This window comes from bacterium SCSIO 12643 (genome assembly GCA_024398135.1).
Lineage (GTDB): Bacteria > Bacteroidota > Bacteroidia > Flavobacteriales_G > Salibacteraceae > CAJXZP01.
In genome coordinates, this window is the sequence record CP073750.1 from 880,178 (window position 1) to 897,480 (window position 17,303).

A 17,303-nucleotide genomic window follows, 5' to 3' on the forward strand; every position below is an offset into this window, starting at 1 on the left:
AAATGAAAAATCTAATCCAAATAACAATAATCGTAACCATAGGAATGTTTTTGCATTCCTATGGTTACACTCAAGAAAGTACAGCTAAAATCATCATTAATGATTCCTTAAAAAGTGCGATAGATCTTGAAGGGGTTATTATTATTGGAGATAGTACTTCATCAAAAACCGAAGACTTTAAATCTGTTGAGGGACAACGTACAGATGAGATCATTGAAGACCTTCAGGGGGTAAATATTATTAGAAGAGGAAATTACGCTGCCGAACCTACTTTTAGAGGTATGTCATCAGGTCAACTTAGTATGACTATTGATGGTATGAAAATTTTCGGAGCTTGTACAGATAAAATGGACCCTGTCAGTTCATATGTTTCTTCAAATAATCTGGAATCGATAACCGTTTCATCAAACAATAACCACGCTTGTCAGGGATCGAATATTGGCGGTGGGTTTGATTTTCAAACCAAACAAGCGCAATTTAATTCACACAAAGAAATTTCGGGATCTGCCGGAATTGGATATCAAACAAACGGAAACGGTCGACTAGCCGATTTCAATGTCAATTATGGCGATAGTGCCTGGGCTTTAAATCTTAATGCCAACTATCAAAAGTTTGATAACTATAAAGCCGGTGGAGGGCAAACCATCAAATACACTCAATTTGAGAAAGTAAATTTTGCGTTGTCTTCCAATTGGATGCCAAGTAACACTGAAATACTCAAAGCTCAATTTATCTATGATGATGCATATAATGTAGGATATCCGGCATTACCAATGGATGTATCATTTGCCGGTGGTCGTATCTATTCATTGAGTTACAAAAAATACTTCACTAACAGCACTTTATTTTTAAAAGCATATGGCAACAACATCACTCATATTATGGATGATACCAAAAGAGAATTTGTACCGATGCATATGGACATGCCGGGTAAAAGTGATACTTATGGTGTATTTGCCAAATCCGAGTTTAATATCGGAGAAAGACATCAAATTTTAATTAATCCGGACTATTATTACAATGTTTCATTTGCGGATATGAAAATGTACCCAAATGATCCCAATAGACCCGAAGAACCTGTAATGTATATGATCACCTGGCCAGATGTAAGAAGACATTCCGGCTCTTTATTGATTCAAGATCGATTTACAATCAATTCACAAACCGAATTGAAATATAGCGGTAAAATCGAATATGTGACCAGTAAAATCTTTAGCGAATTTGGGATTCAACAACTAGAAGTTATCGGTAAAGATGGTAACATCCCTTCAACTTACATACTGGGTAATGGAAACGCGGTGCTTACATATCAAATGAATAAATCCACTCAATTGTTCGGTCAAATCGGATATGCTGAAAGACAGCCTACAGTTTCAGAAGGGTTTGGTTATTATTTATTTAACAGCATGGATGGATATGACTACATCGGAATTCCTGACCTACGAAAAGAAACTGCATTGAAGACTTCTATTGGATTCAACTGGCAAAAGGATAAAACTGTGTTGGAAACTAAAATCTACCATTATCAATTCCAGGACTACATTATTGGAATCGTGGATTCTACATATGATGGAATGACCATTGGATCTAATGGAGTTAAGGTATATGAAAATATTCCTTCAGCATCTATCTCTGGTTTTGAAGTCAAGTTAAACACCACACTTTTTAAAACAGTTCGATTCCAAAATCAGACACAATTCACATATGGAATTGATCACCAAAACAATCCCCTTCAAATGATCCCTCCACTGCAAAACGCATCTAAATTTGGATATAGCTATAAACAAGTAAAAATTCAGCTAGAAGCTGTTATTGCTGCCATGCAAAACAATCCTAGAATTGATGCCGGAGAAACCACTACCCCATCTTATGGAATTATCAATATTTCCGGTCAGGCCCCAATCAAACTATTACAACAATCCACCAGTATATCAGTTTCGATCAACAATTTATTTGACAGTAATTATTGGGATCATCTGGATTGGAATAGTATCCCAAGGCCGGGAAGAAGTTTTATTGTGAACTTGAGAATGCGGTTCTAAATCACATTTACCTCGCGCTCTAATTCAATCCCGTACTTCTGGATGACATCTGCAATAATCTCCTCAGACAGTTGGAATATTTCCTGCCCCGTAGCCCCTCCATAATTCACTAAAACTAACGCCTGTTTGCTATGTACCCCACAATTTCCAACGCGTCTTCCTTTCCACCCTGCCTGATCAATTAACCATCCAGCCGGAACTTTAACCATCTCCTCTCCTGCCGGATACGATGGTAATCCCGGATATTCAAACTTCACCTCTTCATAAAGACTTTCCGGAATAATTGGGTTCTTAAAAAAACTTCCTGAATTTCCCAATTCTTTAGGGTCTGGTAATTTACTCTGTCTAATCGCAATCACAGCATCGGATATTGACTTTGCGGTTAATTCCTCAATGCCCATCTTATCCAACTCCTGTTGAATCGTACCATAAGAAATATTAAACTCAGACTTTTTACTCAATCTCAAAGTAACAGATGTAATAATGTATTGTCCTTTTAATTCATTTTTAAACACACTATTTCTATATCCAAAATCACATGCGTTCAGGTCAAAATTACGAATCTCGCCATTTGATAAATTTACTGCTTCTAGCTCGACAAATAAATCTTTGAGTTCTTTCCCATAAGCCCCAATATTTTGAATTGGTGCAGCCCCAACACTTCCCGGAATTAATGACATATTCTCCATTCCATTCCATCCTTGGGAAATTGTCCATAATACGATATCATGCCATACTTCTCCTCCTCCAATCTTTACTATCACTTGGTCCTCATTTTCTGAAATCACTTCTTTTCCCAAAATATGATTTCTTATTGCCAGCCCATCAAAATCTTTAGTTAAAAGCATATTACTGCCTCCACCCAGAATAAGTCTATCGTGAGATTTTAGAGATTCATTTTGGGTATATTCCTGTACATCGGCAATAGAACTCCACTCTAAAAATAATGAAGAGTTCACATCAATTCCAAAAGTGTTATATGGCTTAAGTGAGATATTTTTCTGTACTTGCATCCTGCATTATGACTTTAGAAATCAAAAATAATCTGCACTTATGAACTGAAATATTAATCTATTAAAAAGTTATTGAACTATGGCCGTTAGTATCTCTAGAAATAGATTTCCTGAACCAAACGATACGTATTAGCATGTGCGTCAATAATCACTTTTATATCTTCGGAATATCCACCACCCATGGAACACATCATAGGCACATTGTATTCATAGCAAGATTCCAAAACCATTCTATCACGCGCTTTACACCCTCCCAGGGTTAACCCCAATTTACCCAGTTTGTCAGTTTCCAATACATCGACACCAGATAAGTAGAAAATAAAATCAGGTTGTTGCTCCTTCAATAACTTAGGCAAGGTTTCTTTTAGGATTTGAAGATATGTTTCATCATCACACCCATTTGGCAACTCAATATCCAAATCGCTCTTTTCTTTTACAAATGGATAATTATGTGCACCATGCATTGAAAATGTAAATACGGAATCATCGTTCTCAAAAATCTGAGCCGTACCATTGCCCTGATGCACATCCAAATCAATCATTAAAACTTTTTTCATTCCATAGGTCTTCTGAACATATCGCGCGCCTATAGCCTGATCATTTAACAAACAAAATGCTTCACCTTTATCCGTAAAGGCATGATGTGTACCTCCTGCAATATTCATGGCTATGCCGTTTTTCATGGCAAAATCACAAGCTTTAATCGTCCCCTGAGCAAGAATAAACTCTCTATCTATCAACTGTTGACTCAATGGAAACCCAATTCTACGCGCCATTTTTTTATCAATTTCCAAAGACTGTAGACTCTTGACATATTGTTTTTCATGCACATTAAACACATGATCAATTTCCGGGAAATCCGGTTCAAAGAAATTGGCCTGGGTACAAGTTCCTTCGTGTAATAGCTGCGCAGGTAAAAGTTCATATTTCTCCATAGGGAAACGATGTCCCTCAGGAAGCGGATGTGTGTAAATTGGATGAAATGCTATTTTTAACATATTTCAATTCTTAAAACAAACTTACACTTGAAGCTTAATTTTAAAATGAAAAAAGAACGCATTTTTTATATTTCCACCTCAAAGGATATTTACTTTTGAGCCACTGGCGTTCGAATATGGATTTAAAACAAATTGTATTTTTAGGAAGTAAAGAAATTGGATATGATACGTTTAATTATCTGATCCAAAACTCAAATCAATTGAAATGTGAAATTGTTGCAGTTTTAACCAATAACAGAAGTCTGAATACTGATAACAAAAAGAGCATCCATGATTTAGCGACTTCAAACCATATTCCCGTTTTATCAAATCCTGATGAATTACTGGATTTAAAATCATATGATTATCTCATCTCAGTTCAATACCATAAAATATTAAAACAGAAACATATCGATACTGCTCAAGAACTGGCGATTAATCTTCACATGGCTCCTTTACCTGAGTATCGTGGATGTAATCAGTTCTCTTTTGCAATTATTGACGAAATACAAGAATTCGGAACTACACTTCATGTTTTAGATGCTGGAATTGATTCCGGAGATATTCTGTTTGAAAGTCGATTTCCTGTTGAGTCGAACGAAACCGTAGTCTCGCTTTACAAGAAAACCTTAGAACAATCTATTCAACTTTTTGAACAAAAAATTTCAAACATATTAAACGGAAATTACACCAGAACTCCTCAAAAACAACTCCACACGCTTAGAGCACATAATTTTCATCTTCGTGATGAAATCCATCAGATTAAACAAATTGACCCCAATTGGAGCGAAGAAAAAATTGACCGATATGTCCGTGCTACCTATTTCCCTCCATTCCCACCACCATTTTTTGTCAAAAACGGGAAAAAAATTGAACTTTCATTAGATTGGAGGAATCAAATTAAAAGTTAAAAACATACATTCGCCATTCAATTTTATTTATGGTTCGAATCGCCAGTTTAGTTACCAATGATCTGCATCAGGATCAACGTATGAATCGTATATGTACCGCACTGGTTCAAAATGGATACGATGTAACTCTAATTGGTCGTAAAAGAAAATCATCAAAAACGCTAGAAAAAAAACCTTTTCATCGCTTAAGGTTAAACTGCATCTTTGAAAGATCGGTTCTCTTTTATGGAGAATATAATATTCGACTTTTCTTTCATTTACTGTTCAATAAATATGACATCATTAATGCCAATGATCTCGATACCATTTTACCAGCAATATGGGTGGCAAAAATAAAAGGGTGTAAAGTCGTTTATGATGCACATGAATACTTCACAGAACAGGAAGAAATCGTGAATCGCCCGCGACTAAAAAACTTTTGGAAAAGTATTGAACGTTATGCGCTTCCTAAAGTCGATGCAGCTTATACTGTTTCAAAAGGCTACGCATCCCTATTTCAAGATGAATATAAAATTCGTTTTGACGTGGTACGTAACGCCACCATGTTACAAGATCCTCCTCAAAATATAGATAGATCGGTTCCATATATCTTGTATCAGGGAGCAGTAAATTATGGTAGAGGATTAGAGCAAATCATTCAAGCTATGAAGAATATCGATTATAATCTATACATATGTGGTGATGGAGATATTCTTCCCGAACTAAAAAAGATGGCCACCGACCTGGACCTAACAGATAAGGTTAAATTTCTGGGCTTTATCAAACCTGAGAAGCTAAGAGACTTTACATATGGTGCTACAATTGGTCTAACCTTGTTTGCAAAAGATGGCTTAAGTCACTGGCATTCATTGGCGAATCGTTTTTTCGACTACATGCATGCGCAAATTCCCCAAGTAGCTATGAACTATCCTGAGTATGCTGACTTCAATAAGCAAAATGAGGTAGCAGTACTTATTAATGATATCAAACCGCAAAACATATCCAACGCGATCAACAAATTACTATCTGATCAAGAATTGTATCAAAAGCTTTCAAAAAATGCAGGAGTAGCTAGAGAAACTGCAAATTGGCAGGCACAAGAAAAAGTTCTACTTGGTGTCTATCAAAAAGTATCTTAGTCTATATCACTTTATTTAACCAGTTTATCATTTCATTTAAAGCCTGTTGACGAACTTTCTTTGGGGATAAAAACAGATCATGTACTCCATTTTCAATCTCTATTAGAGTAACATTTTCTCCTAACTTAGGCCCGATTTCCTTCATATGTTCTACATTCAATACAATATCTGATTTCATAACCCGGGATTCATATTTATTTGGAAGATATGAATCATGAGAATGTAGTAAAACAACAGGTTGATGAATGTTTGAATGGCTCTTTAAATAATCTTGGCCATCCATAATTGCACTACTCCATTTAAAATAAACGGGAAAACCTTCTATGGGCTTCATAACCAAATCAAACTCCCACTCCCCATTAAAATCCTTATGTAAACTACTCGGATAAATAGGAGGTAACATTCCATTCAATTTGGCATAGGGGAAAACTGTTGAAATCCATTTGGTCATTGGTTTTAAAACGGTTCTTGCTATAGATGGAACATTTGTTTCTACAAAGGGCGAGTTTAAAACCAATGCGCTTACCTGATCTTTAAATTGTCCCTTGTTCAAATATAAACTTGAAATTAAACCTCCGGTAGAATGACCCATTAAAACCAATGGTGCATTATTTTGTTGTTTTATCTTTTGGATACAAAAATCAATCTCCTCAAAGTATTCTTCCAGATTTCTACAATAATTTTTGTGCTGATGCGGCAAGATTGAATGCCCATACTTTCTCAATTCCAGAGCATAAAAATCATATTCGTTTTGATGGAAAAATTCTGATAAATGAGGATGAAAGAAATAATCAATAAACCCATGAATATACAAAACTACGGGTCTGTTATTATGATTATTTTCAGAGATGATAAACGTAGCGATGACTTCACCTTCATAGTCATCTTGCAATTTAATTTCTTCGTATTGGAATCCCTCAATCATTTATTTTGAAATGGAAAACTAAATTAACCTTTTGCGTCCATCATTCTATTAACCATTCATTAATAAACCACATAAAATTTAAACTTAATTAAATATTCAGAGTCACTTTACTACAACGCTCAAAAATGTATCTTTGCGCGCACTTTTAACAAAATTGTAGAGATGATAAAAATCACTTTGCCAGATGGCACTGTAAGAGAAGAACAAAGTGGAGTAACTGCTTTGGACATCGCTAAATCCATTAGTGAGGGTTTAGCCCGAAATGTATTATCAGCAAAAGTAAATGGTGATGTTATTGATGCCACGCGCCCAATAACCACCGATGCGACTCTACAATTATTGACCTGGAACGATACTGAAGGAAAAGCTACTATGTGGCACTCATCTGCGCATTTAATGGCCGAAGCTTTAGAGAGTTTATATCCAGGAATTAAGTTTGGTATTGGACCAAACATTGAGACAGGATTTTATTATGATGTAGATTTTGGTGATCATAAATTCTCTCATGAAGATTTCTCAAAAATTGAGAACAAGATGAAAGAATTAGCTAAAAAGAAGTCTGAGTATGTTAGAAAAGACATTTCTAAGGCTGATGCTTTAGCTTATTTCACCGAAAAAGATGATGAGTATAAACTAGATTTGATTAAAGATCTGGAAGATGGTACCATTACGCTTTACCAACAAGGTGAATTTACAGATTTATGTCGCGGGCCACATATCCCACATACAGGGTTCATTAAGGCGATCAAAGTTTTAAGTACTTCAGGAGCATATTGGAGAGGTGATGAATCTCGTAAACAATTGACACGTATTTACGGGGTAACTTATCCAAAACAAAAGGAACTAAACGAATACCTAGAGTTTTTAGAAGAGGCTAAAAAAAGAGACCATAGAAAAATTGGTAAGGAATTAGGATTATTTACTTTTTCTGAAAAAGTAGGTTCCGGATTACCTTTATGGTTACCAAAAGGTGCTGAACTTCGCGAACGCTTAGAACAGTTCTTAAAGAAAGCACAAAAGGAATCAGGTTATCAACCTGTGATTACACCACATATTGGTCATAAAGATTTATATGTGACTTCTGGGCACTATGCAAAATATGGTGCGGACTCTTTCCGACCAATTACCACACCACACGTGGGAGAGGAATTTTTACTAAAACCAATGAATTGTCCTCATCACTGTGAGATTTTTAAATCTTCTCCAAGATCATATAAAGACTTACCTGTCAGATTCGCTGAATTTGGTACAGTGTATCGTTATGAGCAATCCGGAGAGCTACATGGATTAACACGTGTAAGAGGTTTTACTCAGGATGATGCACACCTTTTCTGTATGCCGGAGCAACTGAAAGATGAATTCAAAAAGGTTATTGATCTGGTTTTATACATTTTCAAAACTTTGGATTTTGAGAACTTTACCGCTCAGGTGTCATTAAGAGATCCTGAAGATAAAGATAAATATATTGGTTCTGATGAAAATTGGGCAAAAGCTGAAAGAGCAATTATTGAAGCTACTGAGGAAAAAGGCTTACCAACTGTAATTGAATACGGTGAAGCTGCTTTCTATGGCCCTAAGTTAGACTTTATGGTTCGCGATGCGATTGGTAGAAGCTGGCAATTGGGAACAATCCAGGTAGATTACAACTTACCTGAACGTTTTGACCTGGAATATACAGGTGCCGATAATCAAAAACATCGCCCGGTGATGATTCATAGAGCTCCATTTGGATCAATGGAAAGATTCGTTGCAGTATTGACCGAACACTGTGCAGGGAACTTCCCTTTATGGTTAACTCCGGTTCAAGTTGCAATACTTCCGCTTAGTGAAAAATATAACGACCACGCGCAAAACCTTTTAAATCTGCTAAATAAATACGATATTCGCGCGCTCGTAGATGATCGTAACGAGAAAATTGGCCGAAAAATTAGAGATAATGAGGTAAACAAATTACCTTATATGCTGATTTTAGGAGAAAAAGAAGTTGCGGAAAATACGGTTGCTGTTCGAAAGCACGGTGAAGGAGATCAAGGGATTATGTCCATTGAAGATTTCGCTAAGCAATTACAAAATGAAGTAAATCGTCAAACAGCAGGTTTAAATTAATAATGTTTCACCTAATTTAAAAGGAGGACCGAGCTATAAAAAAAAGAAGAAAAGGACCACGAGGTGGTCGGGTAATTAAAGAAGATCCGCACAAGATCAACGAAAAAATCACCGCGAGACAGGTTAGACTTGTTGGAGGTGAAGACGGTGATGCTGGTGTGGTTTCTACACGTGATGCTCTGAAAAGAGCAGAAGACCAAGGTCTTGATTTAGTTGAAATTTCAGCTAAAACAGATCCACCTATTTGTAAAATTTTGGATTACAAGAAATTCTTGTATGACCAAAAGAAAAAGCAAAAAGAAATCAAAGCTAAAACGACTAAAATTTCTATTAAAGAGATTCGTTTTGGACCGAATACTGATGACCATGATTATGAATTTAAGAAGAAACATGCCATCAAGTTCTTAGAAGAAGGATCCAAACTTAAAGCTTACGTTTTCTTTAAAGGAAGATCTATTGTGTTTAAAGAACAAGGTCAAATATTACTTCTTAGATTAGCTCAGGAATTAGACGATTATGGTAGCGTTGAACAAATGCCTAAATTAGAAGGTAAACGTATGATTATGTTCATTGCACCTAAAAAGAAAAAATAAACTTATACAGTATATAAAAAAACGTTGGAACGATGCCAAAAATGAAAACAAAATCTAGTGCTAAGAAGCGTTTTAAGCTGACTGGTTCTGGAAAAATCAAAAGAAAACACGCTTTTAAGTCACATATTTTGACGAAAAAAGCAACTAAAAGAAAACGTAACTTAACACATGCAGGTTTAGTTGACAAAGTTGACGAAGCAAGCATCAAGTTACAATTAAATATGAAGTAAAATTCATATAGGTTATTTTGTTAAACCGGAGACTGAGCTCGTAAAGTGTGTAAAAGCCGCTTAGTTTCAGAAAACTTTAAATTATGCCAAGATCAGTAAATAGTGTTGCCAGTAGAGCAAGACGAAAAAAAGTGATGAAACAGGCCAAAGGTTACTTTGGTCGTAGAAAAAACGTTTGGACCGTAGCAAAGAATGCCGTTGAAAAAGGTATGCTTTATGCTTACACTGGACGTAAACAAAAGAAGAGAAACTTCAGAAGTCTTTGGATTCAAAGAATTAACGCTGCTGCACGTGAGCACGGAATGTCTTATTCTGAGTTTATGGGTAAAGTGTCTAAAAAAGAAATCATGTTAAACCGTAAGGTATTAGCTGATTTAGCTTTGAATAATCCGACTGCCTTCAAGGCAATCGTTGATGCCGTAAAATAAATTTAAATCATACTGTATAAGTTTAAATCCCAGCTTTTTAGCTGGGATTTTTTTTACCCTAAACATACCATTTAAAGCAAAATCCAGTCAATCTGTTTAATAATTTATTCAAATCATATTCAGCAAGAAGTTTTATAACTAACTTGTAGTCAAGCTATAACAAACTGCCTACCGCCACAAGCGTTTGAACCTAACAAACTAAAACACTTGTAATGGCTAATTTTTCCTCTCAAAAACTACTTTGGGCAATTGCCCTGAATGCCTCTATTTCTGTATTCGCACAAAATGGTCCCGGTGGTATCGGACATACTGACGGAGCAACCGATTTAAACTTATGGATTCGCTCTGGATACGGCCTCACTATTCCTTCAGGAAATAATGTAAGTGACTGGGCTGATCAATCCGGGCACGCTAATCACGTATCTCAAGATACTACTTCATATCAACCACAACAATCCACAAACGCCATTAATGGATATACTACTATCATTTTTGATGGAACTGATGATGTGATAACTACCGGTGCATTTTCATCGGCAGACACGGAATCTGCTTATTCTATTTTTACAGTTTGGAAATATATTGGGAGCTATCCCAAACAAAGAGATGCCATTTTTGCATCAGCTGATACCTACTCCAACGGAACTGTCCAAATTTCCTCAACAGGAAATACTGCAGCAGATTCATTCAGCTGTGGAGGTAAACTTATAGCGGCCCATTCTCAGCTTTCGAATTATAATATTACATCTGTTACACGCTCATCTTCAAACACTATGAATTCATGGTTAAATGAAGCCTCTTCAACCTCTAAATCTATATCTGCGGCCAGGGCCACAGAATTTTATTTATATAAGATGGGAGTCAACAGAAACGGTGTTAAGTTTTTAAATGGAGAACTTGCAGAGACTATCGTATTCTACAAAGAAGTCTCCGAAATTGAACGAATTATCATTAATAATTACCTATCTGCTAAATTTGATATTGGACTTACTTCTAATGATTACTATACCCAGGATAATTCAGGCTCTGGAAACTTTGACCATCATGTAGCAGGAATAGGTCAGTCATCTGATGGGTCATCACATTCCACTTCTAAGGGGAGTGGAATTGTTCAAATGAGTAATCCTTCCGACTTACAAAATGGAGAATTCTTATTTTGGGGAGAGGACACACAAAGTTCTTCCTATGGATTTACGACCACATCAGAGTATTATGAAAGGCAAAATAGCACCTGGCGAATCAGTAAACAAAATGATGTGGGCAGCGTTACAGTATCTGTAAATGCAGCAGATCTTGATTTGTCTGGAAAACAAAGTTGCGCAACACTTTATCTTGTGGTGAGTAATTCATCCACATTTTCAAGCAAAACCACATATGCAATGAGTTTATCATCAGGGGTCTATTCAGTAAATAACGTTTCCTTCTCAGATGATGACTATTTTACGTTTGAATACTTTGATAAAGTTGTTATTGACGGCTCCTCATTCTATAATGGTTCAGGAACATCCAGTGCTCCCGGTACATCAGACGAATGTTACAAACTACTTGTTAAGAGTACAGCCGATGGCTCACTAGATATTTCTGAGAACGCAAAAGTGCGTGAAGTCGAAGTAGAATCCGGAGGAATTCTTGCTATTGATTCAAATACGTATCTATCAATTTCCAATTCAATTAATAATAATGGTACGATCAACATTTGTGAAAACTCCTCTTTAATTCAAACTGGAACTGGCTCAGATAATAATTCTGGTACGGGAACATACAATGTTAAACGTGCAGGCAATAACTCTGCATACTACTATAACATTTGGTCTTCACCAATTCAATCTGCTCCATTATCATCGGTATTTAATAATTCCAACCCTTGTGACATATATGTATTTGACAAAGATCTTCAAACCTGGAAATATGATTATACTGCTGGATATACAACAACATGTAATGGCAATAGTGTCACTTTTACTGCTTCAGATGTTATATTGGGAGGAGACGGCAATATGGATATTGGAGGAGGATATTTTGTACCTGGAAATCCAACAGCTCTTAAAACCTATAATGGCACTATAAATAACGGAGACCTTCAAAAAGCGATATCTATCACTAATCTTGGTAATCCGGGAGGAACCGATTGGGCTGATGATGACTGGAACCTACTAGGGAATCCATATCCTTCTGCATTAAATGCCACTGCTTTCTGGAATGAAAATGCGGTGAATAATTCTAGAATCACTGACGCATTATATTTCTGGGATGAAGCAGACACAACTGGCGGATACAACCAAAATTCAGATTATGCCTCATGGAACCTATCCGGAGGCGTGAACTCAGGGAATTCATCAACCATTCCAGGTGGAAATATTGCAAGCGGTCAAGGTTTCTGGGTAGTCGCCAATGCCAATACGAATGTGGTTTTTAATAATAGCATGAGAACCAGTTCAAACTCTCAATTTTTTAAATCTCAAAACTTAGATCAACATAATGCATGGATCAGTTTCACTTCTCCTTCCGGGTATCGAAACAACATCTTAATAGGCTACAATCAAAATACAACAGATTCGGTTGATGCGGGATACGATGCTCATAAATTAGTCGGTAATGCCCATGTCAGATTTGCCTCTTATATTGGCACAGATGAATTTGTAATCCAATCAATAGCACCATTAAACATTGGTGATTCGAAGACCATTCCTATTGTGGTGTTTAGTGATGAATACGGCACGCATCATTTCAACGAATACAAAAGAGAGAACCTACCAAACAATGTCGAGATTTATCTAAAAGATAAATACCTTGGTCTCGAACATAATTTGGTTAATGGTCCTTATACTGTTGATTTAAACCCTAACACCGAATACAAAAGTCGATTTGAATTATTATTCAAATATAAAGTCCATCAATCCGGTGGAGGATCTGGTTCTAAAGGTGGCGGAACAGCAACTTCAATTGAAGATTATTATAATAATCATTTCGAATTAACAACCGGATCAGGAATAATTACAATCTACCATCCAAATGGCATCACAGGTTATATAACTCTCACAGATATTTCAGGTAGAACTTTATACAAAAGTCAATATCAATTAAAACAAAATAGTATTCAGGTTAATTGGAGTCATTTTATTAAAGGTATTTACTTCATTTCAGTTCAAAATGGGAGTCATAGAATTTACCTAAATCAAATTGTTAAAAGTCAATAACTAAAACCTTAAAGACTAATGAAGCATGTTATATATCTGATGATTAGATCAGAACTAGATTCATTTCTATAAACTATTTAGTCACGCTTCAAGCAAATTAAAAATAATAATTCAAATTATTTAACTATACAGTACATTTAGACCGTATACACCTCTTTTACATAGTTTTGGTTCCGCATATTCAATTTTAGATCATGCATATGAATTAATATTGATATAAACCGCAAACCATGAACACTACTACTTCATTTAAGCTAATCGCATTCTTTTTGGCGATTTTCCCCGCTTTGTCATTTTCGCAAACTGTATTGGTTAGCGAAAGTTTTAATGGTTCTTCACTCCCATCCGGATGGACCAATAACGATCATGCCGGAACCGGTGATGATTGGCAATTTAATGATCCGGGAAGCCGAAATATTTCAGCAGGAAACTTCTCTGGAAACTATGCCATTCTGGATAGTGATGAATACGGGACTTCATCTAGCCAAAACGCATCTCTGATCACTCCATCATTCGATGCTAGTCCTTATTCTACTATAACGTTAACTTTTGACCATCAATATAGAGATTATGATGGCCCGGAGTTTTGTAAAGTTCAGGTATACAATGGATCTTCATGGTCTACAATTGTGACATACGACATTGGTGACGAGAATTATTCAGGGGCTGATTTTGTGACATTGGATATTACCAGTGCGGTAAACGCAAGCTCAAATGCTAAAGTACGTTTTAGATATAAAGGTTCTTACGATTGGTGGTGGGCCATTGATAATGTTACCATTACAGGAACAGAACCTGCGATTGTCGCTTCTCCCAAAGGACCTGGAGGTATTGGTTCTGATGACGGGACATCTGGTCTCGTTGCATGGTATACACCGAATGGGTTAAGAAATAGTTCAAATTCACTGCCTTCAGATGGACAATCTGTATCTACATGGGTAGATGAATCCGGTAACAATAAAACAATCTATAATAGCGGAAGTGCTACTTATCAAAGTGGTGCATCTGACTTAATAAATGGAAATGCCAAGCTTAGTGCATCTTCATTAAACAGACAATTTGTAACGTCTTCAAATATCACCGCTAAAACACTAATTGCTGTGAATGATCCAAAAAGCCGCAGTTACTTTGAGGCAGTTGCTGGATTTAATGGAGATAAAGGAATCCGAAGACCAAGTAGTACGGATAACATTTGGCAGTACCCAGGTGGTGGGAATGGAACCAATAATGACACCTGGTCAACTGATGCTGGTGAGTCATATATAAATGGAGGTACAACAAATGCTGGAAGTCATGGAAATTCACTCCATTTTGTATCTCAAACCAGACCTTCTACGCATACCAATAAATTTTATATTGGTGGGTATTACTCCGGTAGAAGCTTTACCGGAGATATTACTGAGGTCATCATATTCAACACAGATCTTAGTGACGTAGAAAAGATCATATTAGATAATTACCTTTCTGCAAAGTACGCTATTGCTCTTTCAGCTAACGATTATTATACACAGGATAATTCCGGATCAGGAAACTTCGATCATCATGTAGCTGGTATTGGTCGTGCAGCTGATGGATCACTTCATAACAATTCTCAAGGTACCGGAATCGTTAAAATCAACAATCCTTCTGATCTCAACTTTGATGAATTCCTTTTCTGGGGTGAAAACACGCTAAACTCTTCTTATGGATTCTCTACTTCTTCGGATTACACCGAAAGACAATCCAGCACCTGGAGAGTCAGTAAAAGAAATGACCTCGGTACAGTCTCTGTTTCTGTGGCTGCTACCGATCTCGATCTTACTGGAAAACAAAGCTGCGCCAATCTTTACCTTGTCGTAAGTAGCTCTTCTTCGTTCGCTTCAAAAACTTCCTATCCTATGACTTTAAGTTCTGGGGTTTATACCGCTGATAATGTTTCTTTCAATGATAACGACTACTTCACCTTCGAATACATCGATCAAATCGTTGTCGATAACTCTCAGTTCTACAATGGTGCTGGTACTTCCAGTGTACCTAACATTACCAATGCCTGTTATAAACTTCTTGTAAAAAGTTCTGCTACCGGTGCTCTTCCTATCTCAGAAAACGCTGAAGTTAGAGAAATCGAAGTAGAAGCTGGTGGAATACTTACCATCAACTCCGGTATCTATCTTTCTTTAGCTGGAGATATCGTAAATAATGGTACCATTAACATCGAAGAAGAATCTTCCTTGATTCAAACTGGTGCTGGAACCGATAACAACTCCGGTGCAGGAGTCTATAATGTTAAACGTACGGGTAATAATTCTCCATACATCTTCAACATTTGGTCCTCGCCTATCCAATCTGCTTCTTTGACTTCCGTCTTCTCTTCTGCTAATCCTTGTGACATCTTTGTATTTGACAAAGACCTACAAGCATGGAAATATGATTTTGCAGCCGGATATTCTACTACTTGTAATGGAAACAGTGTCACCTTCGGTGCTTCTCATGTAATCTCCGGAGGGGATGGAATCATGGATGTTACTGGCGGATACTTTGTCCCTGGTGATCCAACTGCACTGAAAACTTACAACGGAACTATTAACAACGGAACACTTAATAAAGCTATCTCTACAACAACTTTAGGTAATCCGGGAGGAACTGACTGGGCAGATGATGACTGGAACCTACTTGGTAATCCTTATCCTTCTGCTTTAAGTGCCACCGCTTTCTGGAATGAAAATGCTGTGAGCAACTCCAGAATCACTGATGCATTATACTTCTGGGATGAAGCTGATACCACTGGGGGATATAATCAAAACTCTGATTATGCTTCATGGAACCTCTCAGGTGGAGTTAACTCTGGTAACTCTGCGAAAGAACCTTCCGGGAACATTGCCAGTGGACAAGGGTTTTGGGTCGTTGCCAATGCCAATACAAATGTAGTATTCAATAACAGCATGAGAACTTACAACAACTCTCAGTTCTTTAAAACACAGCAACAGATCAACCAACACAATGCTTGGATTAGTTTTACTTCTCCTTCAAAATATCAGAACAACATTCTGGTAGGATACAATCAAACCACTACTGATGCTGAAGATTTGGGTTATGATGCACACAAACTGGTGGGGAACTCTCATGTAAGATTTGCGTCTTACATCGGCACTGATGAATATGTCATTCAATCTGTCGCTCCTCTAAGTATTGGAGATTCTAAAGTTATTCCTCTGGTGGTATTCTCTGATGAATATGGTACACACCAGTTTGAAGAATACAAAAGAGAAAATCTTCCTAACAACTTTGAAATCTACATTAGAGATAAATTCCTGGGGTTAGATCACAATCTCGCAAATGGTCCTTACAATGTTGATCTAAATCCAAATGTGGAATACAAAAGTCGTTTTGAATTGGTCTTCAAATACAAAATGCAACAATCTGGTGGTGGCTCAGGATCTAAAGGTGGTGGTACTGTAACTTCTGTCGAAAAAAATATCGATCCGGATTTTAAAGTCTTACAAGATCAAAATACCATTACCATCTCCCACCCAAATGGAATTAATGGAGATGTGACCATTATTGATCTTACTGGTAAAGTTCTATTCCAAAAGCAAAATGTGAAAAGCAACAATCTTCAGATTCAATGGCACAATTTTGCCGCTGGTTCTTACTTCATCAGTATCCAAAACAACAACCAAAGATCATTCTTTAAACAGATTATAAAAAACTAAAAATAATAGTAAAAAAACGGCTGAAGCAATTTGGCCGTTTTTTTATTGAATTTTAATCAAGAATCATTTTT

12 protein-coding genes are annotated in these 17,303 nt (G+C 36.6%); 9 read left to right on the top strand and 3 right to left on the bottom strand.

From position 1 onward, the window contains the following. Nucleotides 1-2: 2 nt before the first annotated feature. Nucleotides 3-2,042: a TonB-dependent receptor gene (locus KFE94_03870; protein UTW67262.1), complete on the top strand. Its 2,040-nt coding sequence runs from the start codon at nt 3-5 to the stop codon at nt 2,040-2,042. On the opposite strand, the gene murB is transcribed toward KFE94_03870, so the two are convergent. Continuing rightward, nucleotides 2,039-3,055, bottom strand: a complete 1,017-nt coding sequence (gene murB / locus KFE94_03875) for a UDP-N-acetylmuramate dehydrogenase (GenBank protein ID UTW67263.1) — start codon at nt 3,053-3,055, stop codon at nt 2,039-2,041. The genes KFE94_03870 and murB overlap by 4 nt on opposite strands. Before the next feature lie 95 nt (nt 3,056-3,150). Then, the gene (locus KFE94_03880; GenBank protein UTW67264.1) at nt 3,151-4,053 is read right to left on the bottom strand and encodes a histone deacetylase; all 903 of its coding nucleotides are present in this window, start codon (nt 4,051-4,053) and stop codon (nt 3,151-3,153) included. 116 nt (nt 4,054-4,169) lie between these two features. On the opposite strand from KFE94_03880, the gene KFE94_03885 reads away from it, so the two are divergent. Together KFE94_03885 and KFE94_03890 are read left to right on the top strand one after the other, a co-directional pair. Continuing rightward, nucleotides 4,170-4,943, top strand: coding sequence for a hypothetical protein (locus KFE94_03885; GenBank protein UTW67265.1), 774 nt, complete (start codon nt 4,170-4,172; stop codon nt 4,941-4,943). Between the two features lie 29 nt (nt 4,944-4,972). Further along, nucleotides 4,973-6,061, top strand: coding sequence for a glycosyltransferase (locus KFE94_03890; protein ID UTW67266.1), 1,089 nt, complete (start codon nt 4,973-4,975; stop codon nt 6,059-6,061). Between the two features lies 1 nt (nt 6,062). Here KFE94_03890 and KFE94_03895 read toward each other — a convergent pair whose 3' ends face one another. Next, nucleotides 6,063-6,986 (bottom strand): alpha/beta hydrolase, encoded by a 924-nt coding sequence (locus KFE94_03895; protein UTW67267.1) that lies wholly within the window; start codon nt 6,984-6,986, stop codon nt 6,063-6,065. A 162-nt stretch (nt 6,987-7,148) separates the two neighbouring features. Here KFE94_03895 and thrS point away from each other — a divergent pair, with 162 nt between their 5' ends. The 6 genes from thrS (at nt 7,149) to KFE94_03925 (ending at nt 17,232) form a co-directional block, all read left to right on the top strand. After that, nucleotides 7,149-9,092 carry a threonine--tRNA ligase gene (thrS, locus tag KFE94_03900; GenBank protein UTW67268.1) on the top strand — a complete coding sequence of 648 codons (1,944 nt, stop codon included), beginning with the start codon at nt 7,149-7,151 and terminating at the stop codon, nt 9,090-9,092. A gap of 95 nt (nt 9,093-9,187) precedes the next feature. Then, on the top strand, nt 9,188-9,685 hold the full coding sequence (infC, locus tag KFE94_03905; protein ID UTW68206.1) for a translation initiation factor IF-3: 498 nt from the start codon (nt 9,188-9,190) through the stop codon (nt 9,683-9,685). Nucleotides 9,686-9,717: 32 nt separating this feature from the next. Next, nucleotides 9,718-9,915 (top strand): 50S ribosomal protein L35, encoded by a 198-nt coding sequence (gene rpmI, locus KFE94_03910; GenBank protein UTW67269.1) that lies wholly within the window; start codon nt 9,718-9,720, stop codon nt 9,913-9,915. Between the two features lie 83 nt (nt 9,916-9,998). Next, on the top strand, nt 9,999-10,343 hold the full coding sequence (gene rplT / locus KFE94_03915) for a 50S ribosomal protein L20 (protein ID UTW67270.1): 345 nt from the start codon (nt 9,999-10,001) through the stop codon (nt 10,341-10,343). Between the two features lie 212 nt (nt 10,344-10,555). After that, nucleotides 10,556-13,540 (top strand): T9SS type A sorting domain-containing protein, encoded by a 2,985-nt coding sequence (locus tag KFE94_03920; GenBank protein UTW67271.1) that lies wholly within the window; start codon nt 10,556-10,558, stop codon nt 13,538-13,540. A gap of 230 nt (nt 13,541-13,770) precedes the next feature. Beyond that, nucleotides 13,771-17,232 (top strand): T9SS type A sorting domain-containing protein, encoded by a 3,462-nt coding sequence (locus KFE94_03925; GenBank protein ID UTW67272.1) that lies wholly within the window; start codon nt 13,771-13,773, stop codon nt 17,230-17,232. Nucleotides 17,233-17,303: the final 71 nt, after the last annotated feature.

Coding starts and splice junctions, on each gene's coding strand:
- KFE94_03920 (UTW67271.1), top strand. CDS start 10,556: ATGGCTAATTTTTCCTCTCAAAAACTACTTTGGGCAATTGCCCTGAAT.
- rpmI (UTW67269.1), top strand. CDS start 9,718: ATGCCAAAAATGAAAACAAAATCTAGTGCTAAGAAGCGTTTTAAGCTG.
- KFE94_03885 (UTW67265.1), top strand. CDS start 4,170: ATGGATTTAAAACAAATTGTATTTTTAGGAAGTAAAGAAATTGGATAT.
- rplT (UTW67270.1), top strand. CDS start 9,999: ATGCCAAGATCAGTAAATAGTGTTGCCAGTAGAGCAAGACGAAAAAAA.
- thrS (UTW67268.1), top strand. CDS start 7,149: ATGATAAAAATCACTTTGCCAGATGGCACTGTAAGAGAAGAACAAAGT.
- KFE94_03895 (UTW67267.1), bottom strand. CDS start 6,986: ATGATTGAGGGATTCCAATACGAAGAAATTAAATTGCAAGATGACTAT.
- KFE94_03870 (UTW67262.1), top strand. CDS start 3: ATGAAAAATCTAATCCAAATAACAATAATCGTAACCATAGGAATGTTT.
- KFE94_03925 (UTW67272.1), top strand. CDS start 13,771: ATGAACACTACTACTTCATTTAAGCTAATCGCATTCTTTTTGGCGATT.
- KFE94_03880 (UTW67264.1), bottom strand. CDS start 4,053: ATGTTAAAAATAGCATTTCATCCAATTTACACACATCCGCTTCCTGAG.
- murB (UTW67263.1), bottom strand. CDS start 3,055: ATGCAAGTACAGAAAAATATCTCACTTAAGCCATATAACACTTTTGGA.
- KFE94_03890 (UTW67266.1), top strand. CDS start 4,973: ATGGTTCGAATCGCCAGTTTAGTTACCAATGATCTGCATCAGGATCAA.